Origin of the sequence: Mycobacterium ostraviense, assembly GCF_002705925.1 — a bacterium.
In the GTDB taxonomy this organism is placed as follows: domain Bacteria; phylum Actinomycetota; class Actinomycetes; order Mycobacteriales; family Mycobacteriaceae; genus Mycobacterium; species Mycobacterium ostraviense.
This window is the reverse complement of sequence record NZ_NKRE01000001.1, coordinates 194,105-201,779: the sequence shown is the minus strand read 5'-3', so window position 1 is coordinate 201,779 and position 7,675 is coordinate 194,105. Positions and strand designations below refer to the sequence as shown.

Genomic DNA, 7,675 nt, shown 5'->3' with positions numbered 1-7,675 from the left:
ACCTGAGCTAGGAAGCACTCACGACGACACAGGCCCTGCCCAACAGCCCAACCGGTCAACCAGCGTCCCCGCAATGGCCGTAAAACACCACCCTCCTAGGCCGCCGATACCACCCACACCACCGGCGCCGCCGTTGCCGATCAGCAGCCCGCCTTGACCGCCGGCGCCGCCGGCGCCGCCGTTCCCGCCGAAGCCGGCCACGCCGCCGACTCCGCCGGTGCCGCCGCCGCCGCCATTGCCGCCGGCATCACCGATGGCACTGGCGTTGGCGAACCCACCAAGCCCGCCGCGCCCACCGTTGCCGCCGGATGCACCGTTGCCGCCGTCTCCGCCGATACCGCCGACACCACCGGCTCCACCGTCACCGACCAGCAGACCGGCGCGGCCACCGGCACCACCGTCCCCACCGTGGAAGCCAGCACCACCAGCAGCGCCAAAGCCCCCGGTACCGCCCTTGCCGCCGACACCGCCACCGCCACCGAAGCTGTCACCCCCGTTGCCGCCGTTGCCACCGAAAGCGCCTGTACCGCCGGTGCCACCGGCGCCGCCACCACCCCCGCTTTTGCCTCCGTCGCCGCCGTTCCCGCCGGGGGCGCCGGCTCCACCTGGGCCGCCGGCACCGCCCCCGCCACCACGACCGTCAGGCAAACCTGCGCCGCCACCGGCGCCCCCGCCGCTTCCGCTGGCGTTCACGGACGCACCACCGGCGCCGCCATCGATGCCGCCACCGTTGCCGCCAGGCCCTCCGAAGATGCCGCCGTCACCGCCAGCGCCACCGGTGCCGCCTCCGCCGCCCCCCGCGCCGAAGCTGCTAATGCCGCCCGTTCCGCCGTCTCCACCGCGTGCACCGGGGCCGCCTGCCCCTCCGGCGCCACCACCGCCGCTTCCGCCGAAGTCCCCGACCGTTCCGTCTCCGCCGTTGCCGCCGGCCTGCCCGGGGGCGGTGCCATTGACGCCGGGCTGGCCGCCGCCGCCGACGCCATTAGGCAAGAGGCTGCCGTCTGCCCCGTCGGCAGCCGGCATGGTGGGGGGGAGCAATCCGGGGTTGACGCCCGGCGCGCCGTTCGCGCCGGCCCCTCCGACTCCGCCCGCCCCGCCATTGCCGAACAGCACGGCGTTACCGCCGGCGCCGCCGTGACCGCCGGCCCCGCCCATGCCGCCCGTCCCGCCGTTGCCGAACAGCAGCCCACCGGTGCCGCCGCGCCCGCCTGATGCGCCGGCTCCACCGGCTCCACCGGCCCCACCGTGGCCCAACCACCCCGCATCGCCGCCGTTTCCGCCGGCCACCCCAGCGGTGGTGCTGGCGCCGCCGCTGCCGCCGTTGCCGAACAACAAACCACCCGGTCCGCCGTCTTGGCCAGGCCCGCCGTTGACCCCGTTGCCGATCAGCGGGCGCCCCAAGAACGCCTGGGCAGGCGCGTTAATTGCATTGAGCAGATTCTGCTCGACATTGGCGGCCTCGGCGCTGGCGTAGGCACCCGTCGCCGACCTCAGTGTCTGCACGAACTGCTCGTGGAAGGCTGCCGTCTGCGCGCTGAGGACCTGGTATGCCTGAGCGTGTGCGCCGAATAATCCCGCGATCGCTGCGGACACTTCATCTGCGCCGGCCGCCAACATACTTGTCGTTGGGGCCGCCGCCAGCGCATTGGCTGAGGTGATTGCCGAGCCGATTGTCGCCAAGCTGCTCGCGGCGTCCGCCAGCATCGGCGGTGTCACAAAAACAAACGACATCGCGCACCTCCCACGACCGCACGGCAACCCGCGGCGTGCTGGGATCATGCGGAATCGGCAGGCGCACAGTGTATCGCCGTTAACAGCGGCGAACCGGGTTTGGCTGAACAGCTTTTGGTCGACCCCGCCGACAAAGCATGCCGCGCTTTAAGACTTACGCAAGGAGCCGTCGGTGCCCATCGACTCACGAATCTGGGCCAAGCGCTCGGCAGCCGCGCGTTGGCGCTCGTCGTACTCGTCCTCGATAGCCCGGCCCGCTGTCGTCTCGGCATCCAGTTCGGCCGCACCCATCGCCGTCGCGTAACGGGATTCGATCTTGTCGCGGACCGATTCGAAGGTCGGCACACCGGCGTCGTCGTATCCGGGATCGGGGGCCTTCGCGTCCGGGGCGTCTGGTTCGTCGGGCATGCCGCCACGTTACTGCTGCTGTGTATCACCGCCGCCCCGCCGATGGAGGTAACGCACCATCAGCTCCCAATACACCATGGTCAGCGTCATTTGCAGCGCGGTCGCGACAACCGCCGGCTTGAGTCGGCGGCGGCGGGTGGCGATCACCGCGCTCAGCGAAACGGCCGATGTCAGCGCGCTGACCAGCATCGCCGTGTCGGGCGGACGCTCGGTGATCCACAGTTCCTCGCCCAACATCGCCCGCGTCGCCCATGCTCGATGGTGTTTCGGCTTGCCGAAGACAACCGGATTGACCGCCAGCCACACTCCGATCACCGCGGCGTGACCCCAGCGCCGCGTCCATATCGGTAGCAGCGCCAGTGGTGTGCTCGCCCAGCGCGTCCAGGCACTCCAGGGATTGCAGTGCCGGGCGAATACCGCCCGGCGAACCCGCGCGACCGACCGCACCGGCAACTACCGCCCGGTGGTGACGACCTGCGCGGCCGCACCGCCGGTACCCGGTAACGCAATCCGCGGCGCCTCCGGAGTGCCCAGCTGCCCGGCCAGCCAGGGCAGCGCCAGCACGAACGCCTGGTCGACAAAGGGCCAGTCGTGCTTGCCGGGTTGGGGGACCACCGCGCAGTCGATACCGTTGGTCCGGCCCATCGCGCACAGCGCATTGGCGGCCGCCGTCTGGTTGCTCGGATTTGCGGCGGCGTCGCGCCCGGCCACCCGCATGGCGGCGGTGTCGACGATCGGAGTATCCCGACGCCCCGCCGGTTGACCAGGGACAGCGATAGCGAACCAACCCGAAACCCCGGTATAGGGGCCATGCCGGATGATCACCGTCGTCGGATCGAATGCGGCCCACGCGTCGGCGTTGCCGCCGAACAGCCTGGCGATGGTTTCCGCCTTGTTTCCCGCGTTGGGGTAGAAATCGCCGGCGACATCGACAAATGCGCTGAACAGCTCGGGGTGCATGACCGTCAAATCCACGGCGCAAGTCCCGCCCATCGACCAGCCCACAATGCCCCAGTTACGCTGCTGCGAGCTGACGCCGAATTTCGAGACCATATATGGCACAACGTCTTTGGTTAGATGATCGGCCGCGTTGCCGCGTCGTCCATTGACGCACTCGGTGTCGTTGTTGAAGGCTCCGCCGGAGTCGACGAAGACCAGCACCGGCGCATTGCCATGATGGGCGGTGGCAAATTCGTCGACCGTCTGTACGGCGTTGCCGGCTCGCGCCCAGTCGGCGGGGGTGTTGAACTGGCCGCCGATCATCATCACGACAGGCAATCGCGGGGGCGGATCACTCGCGAACCAAGCGGGCGGCAGGTACACCAGTTCCCCGCGATGTTTGAAGTGCGATGCCGTGGACGGGATGGTGACCGGCACGACGCTGCCGTGCGGCGGCCGTGTGCCCTTGCCGGCCATCGCGGCGATGCTGGCCGGATCCGCCTGATCGGGCAGCGGACCGGAGGTGAGCTGGTTCCATGCGGCCTGAACGGTCGGAAAATAGCCGACCCACAGGTTGAGCGCCAACGCCGCGCTGAGCACACATAGCGGCACCGCCATCAGCGACGCGCCGCGCCCCCACCAGCGCGTGCTGCGCCAGCCCACGACCAGTACCGTCGCGGCCACGCCCGTCAAACCGGCCCAGACCCACAGCGCGGCCGGGGCCGGATCATTGGCGAGCCCGCCGAGATACCACCCGGTCCCGCAGGCCGTCGCACCGCCGACGGCCACCGCGGCCGGCAGCCGACGCCACCGGCGATAGCGCGACCCGATCGCCAGCAACAGTACGGTCGCGGTCACCAGCTGGACCGTGACCGGCAGCCAGCCGTACATCAGCGAGGTATGGGCGCTGGCCAGCGGTCGCGCAAGATACGCCGTCGACGCTGTCACAAGAACCATTGTGATCGCTTGTTAACCGTCCTGGAACGTGTTCATTGAATGTTCGCTGTGTATTCGCTGGTAACTGTCGGGGCCGGGTTAATGCGGCTTGGCCAACGGAAATGGGAGGGTCTCGCGAATACTGCGTCCGGTGATCAGCATGACCACCCGGTCGACGCCCATGCCGAGGCCCCCGGTGGGCGGCATCGCGTACTCCAAGGCCTGTAGAAAGTCCTCGTCGAGCTGCATCGCCTCGGGATCTCCACCGGCCGCCAGCAGGGACTGTTCCTGCAGCCGGCGCCGCTGCTCCACCGGGTCGGTGAGTTCGCTGTAGGCGGTAGCGAGCTCGATGCCCCAGGCAACCAGGTCCCACCGTTCGGCGACGCCGAGCTTGCTGCGATGCGGCCGGGTCAACGGCGACACCGAGGTCGGGAAGTCGATGTAAAACGTCGGCCGCTCGGTGCGGCTTTCCACCAGATGCTCGTAGAGCTCGAGCACCACCGCCCCGGCATCCCACTGTGCCCGATAAGGGACGTGGGCCGCGTCGGACAGCTTGCGCAGCGTCGCTAAGTTCGTGTCGGCGTCGACGAGTTCACCGAGGGCTTCGGAAACCGCGTCGTGCACCGTCTTGACCGGCCAGACTCCGGAGATGTCGACCGGTTGCAAGCCGTCGCGGGTGGGCCGCATCGCGATCGGCGCACCGTAGCCGGCCTGGGCGGCGTTTTGGATGAGCTCGCGACAGCTGTCCAGCCACACCAGGTAGTCGGCATGCGCTTGATAGGCCTCGAGCAAAGTGAACTCAGGATTGTGACTGAAGTCGACGCCCTCGTTGCGAAAGGCCCGGCCCAGTTCGAATACGCGTTCCACGCCGCCGACGCACAGCCGTTTGAGATACAGCTCCGGCGCTATGCGCAAGAACAGGTCCATCGAATAGCTGTTGATGTGCGTGACGAACGGTCTGGCGGCGGCTCCGCCGTGCACCTGTTGCAGGATGGGAGTCTCGACTTCGATGAAGCCCTTGGCGAACAGTGTTTCCCGGACGGAGCGCAGTACCGTGCTGCGTGCGGTGAGCAGGTCACGGGATTCGGCGTTGACCGCCAGATCGACATAGCGGGTCCGCACTCGGGCCTCGGGATCGGTCAACCCCTTCCACTTGTTCGGCAAGGGCCGCAGGCATTTACCGATCAGCCGCCAGCTGGTCACGATCAGTGACCGAGTTCCCCGTTTGCTCGAGCCCATGTGCCCGGTCATCTCCACCAGATCACCGAGGTCGATGGTGGCGTTGAAGTCCGCCGCGCGGCCCTGCTGCAGGCAGGAATTATCAAGCAGCACTTGCATTTCACCGGTCCAGTCGCGAAGGTGCGCGAACAACACACCGCCGTAATGGCGTACCCGCAGTATGCGTCCGGACACCGACAGCGTGGCCTTGTCGTCCGCGTCCATCGCCTGTGCGACTGTGTGACTGGGCGGACAGCCTACCGGATATGCGTCAATGCCGTTGCGCCGCAAGGTTTTCAATTTGTTCAGTCGAACACGGACCTGCTCGGGCAGGCGACGCCCAACTTCATCGTCGTCGGTGAGGTCCACCTGTTGTAGCTCGGTGATATCCGGCGCCGAGCCGTCGTGATGCAACAGCCCGGTGGCTGCCAGCCGTTCGGGCACCGCAGGGTGGTGGCCCGTGTGCGCCTTCTTGCGCCGGCTGAACGGCAATACCAGGAAGCCCTCGGCGATCACCGAGGCGACACCCACCTTGGGTATCAATCGTGCATCCTCGTAACAGGCGTAGCGGGGCACCCATTCGGGCTGGTATTTCTGGTTGGACCGGTAGAGCGTTTCGATCTGCCACCACCGGGAGAAGAAGATCAGCAGCCACCGCCACAGCCGGGCAACGGGGCCGGCTCCCAGCTGCGCGCCCTGCTCGAAGGCGGACCGAAACATCGCAAAGTTCAGCGAGATACGGCTGAGGCCAAGGCTTTCGGCGTGCAGCGCGAGCTCGCTGACCATGAGTTCGATGGTGCCGTTAGGCGATTCCGGAGAGCGACGCATCACATCCAGGGAGACGCCGGTGGTACCCCACGGCACCAGTGACAGCATCGCCACCACCCGGTTGTCCGGGTCCAGCGCCTCGACCAGCAAACAGTCGGAGTCCGCCGGGTCGCCGAGGCGGCCCAGCGCCATCGAGAAGCCACGTTCGGTTTCGGTGTCGCGCCAGGCATCAGCGCGCGCGATGGTCTGTTCCATTTCCGCCGCGGAAATGTCGCGGTGTCGGCGGATGCGCACCGTCAACCCGGCCCTGCGTGCCCGGGTCACGGCCTGGCGCACGCCGCGCATCTCCGGGCCGGACAACTTGAATTCCGCTGGCCGCAGAATCGCCTCGTCACCCAGCTCCAGGGCGTTCAGGCCCGCTTCGCGATATGTCTGAGCCCCTTGGGAACTGGCGCCCATGACACCGGGGGACCAGCCGTAGGTCTGGCACAGCCGTAGCCAGGCGTCCACGGCTTGCGGCCATGCCCGTGGGTCGCCCACCGGGTCACCGCTGGCCAGGCAGACTCCGATTTCGACGCGGTAGGTGACGGCGGCGCGGCCAGTGGGTGCGAAAACCACCGACTTGTCCCGACGAGTGGCGAAGTAGCCCAGTGAGTCGCTGTTGCCGTACAACTCGAGTAATCCGCGGATGGCCGACTCGTCTTCTCCGGTCAGCGCGTTGTCCGCGCGTTGCGACTGGAACAGCACGATGGTGGTCGCGATCAGGGCGAAAGCCCCGAACAAGCCGAAGATGGCGTTGAGGAAGACGTGCGGCCGCCCGCTGAATAGGTCGGGATCGGCGAGGGCGAATCCGATCACCCGGTTGGCCACGTAGGGTAGCCGGTCTTGCGGCGCAAGCGATCCGGGGAACAGTTCCACCAAGCCCCAGGAAATCAGGATTCCGATGGCTCCACCGGCTGACAGCACGGCGGCCGCCTTGAACAATGCGCCCCTGCGCACCTTGGCCCAGAACTCGCGATAACCCAGTACCAGCACCACAATCGCGACCACGTGGACCGCGAAACCGAGGTTCTCACCGAAGTTCTCGGCTGCGGTGTTGCCACCGGCGGCGATGTCGGCGGCGTTCAAGAAGGCGGCAAGCACCATGTTTCCCAGCAACAGCAACCAGGCAATTCGTTTGCGGGCCGTCAGCGCTGCGGCCAGCAAGGCCAGCACGAACGACCACGCGAAGCTGGTGTCGGGGAAGTTGAGCAGGTAGCTGTTGATGAACTCCCGTGGAACCTTGATGATCCAGCGAATCAGCGGCGACATGCTCGCCAGCAGCGACAGCGTCGCGATGACTCCGACGGTCCAGCCTGCTGCCGCGGGAACCCAGTGATACCGGGAGACGGGCCTGCTCTCCATCGAGCGAGGCTTTGCGATGGTCACAAACCGCGAGGATATTCCCTCAAACCGGGAAAATCCTGGCGACCGGGCGGCTGGATTGCGCCAGCTCAGTGCGCTTGGGCTGGCGCGCCGGCCGGCTCGCTGCCCAGAGGACGGGTCTTGGCTGCTAGACTGGCTGCCGCGACCATCCCGGCGAAGGCCAGGAACAGTTAAGTGGAGTCCCACTCCCACCGCTAGCCACGAAACGGTGCAACGCCTTTTCAAGGCTGTGCGGTCCGGTCACAGGCAT

5 protein-coding genes are annotated in these 7,675 nt (G+C 67.6%); all 5 read right to left on the bottom strand.

What is annotated here, in order from left to right:
• Positions 1-18: 18 nt before the first annotated feature.
• Positions 19-1,731, bottom strand: a complete 1,713-nt coding sequence (locus CDN38_RS00805; RefSeq protein ID WP_099318730.1) for a PE family protein — start codon at positions 1,729-1,731, stop codon at positions 19-21.
• Between the two features lie 147 nt (positions 1,732-1,878).
• Positions 1,879-2,139, bottom strand: coding sequence for a PspA/IM30 family protein (locus tag CDN38_RS00800; protein ID WP_075510789.1), 261 nt, complete (start codon positions 2,137-2,139; stop codon positions 1,879-1,881).
• 9 nt (positions 2,140-2,148) lie between these two features.
• On the bottom strand, positions 2,149-2,586 hold the full coding sequence (locus tag CDN38_RS00795; RefSeq protein ID WP_075510822.1) for a DUF6653 family protein: 438 nt from the start codon (positions 2,584-2,586) through the stop codon (positions 2,149-2,151).
• 6 nt (positions 2,587-2,592) lie between these two features.
• The gene (locus CDN38_RS00790) at positions 2,593-4,035 is read right to left on the bottom strand and encodes an alpha/beta hydrolase (protein WP_075510790.1); all 1,443 of its coding nucleotides are present in this window, start codon (positions 4,033-4,035) and stop codon (positions 2,593-2,595) included.
• A gap of 78 nt (positions 4,036-4,113) precedes the next feature.
• On the bottom strand, positions 4,114-7,404 hold the full coding sequence (lysX, locus tag CDN38_RS00785; protein WP_201258281.1) for a bifunctional lysylphosphatidylglycerol synthetase/lysine--tRNA ligase LysX: 3,291 nt from the start codon (positions 7,402-7,404) through the stop codon (positions 4,114-4,116).
• Positions 7,405-7,675: the final 271 nt, after the last annotated feature.